This window comes from Gilliamella sp. Pas-s27 (genome assembly GCF_009795865.1).
Lineage (GTDB): Bacteria > Pseudomonadota > Gammaproteobacteria > Enterobacterales > Orbaceae > Gilliamella.
In genome coordinates this window covers 1-381 of record NZ_WTEW01000114.1, presented here as the reverse complement: position 1 = coordinate 381, position 381 = coordinate 1, and the positions used below count along the sequence as shown (strand labels likewise).

Annotated in this window: 1 protein-coding gene; it reads right to left on the bottom strand. The window is 32.3% G+C overall.

What is annotated here, in order from left to right; translation table 11 throughout:
* On the bottom strand, nucleotides 1-381 hold a 381-nt coding region (locus tag GQ589_RS11940), incomplete at both ends, for a DUF6708 domain-containing protein (protein ID WP_202115115.1).

Below are 381 nucleotides of genomic sequence, written 5' to 3'. Positions count from 1 at the left end.
GTAACACTTTAAAATTAAAAAAATAGCTTTCATTGATATACACTTTACCCGTTTTGCGATTAAAAATAATGGGGCTTCCTCGGCGTGTAAAAAGGTTTTGATAGAATTCAGGAATCAGAAGATATAAAGCAACAATGCAAGCAATCAACGTAACTATCACAGTAATGAGTATAGCTGACTCAGTTATAGGACTTAAATCCAAAATCAATGAAAACCCTAAATATATAATGGGTATTGAGAGAATTAAAACAATTATAAGCATAAATGAATAAAAAATCTGATCAGATTTTGTTTTGCGAATAAAAGCACAGTAGTTATCATTGGCATAGAGAAGACGCTGATCCGCCCCTGTTAAATAGTTACCGCCTTTTTCTAAATCGC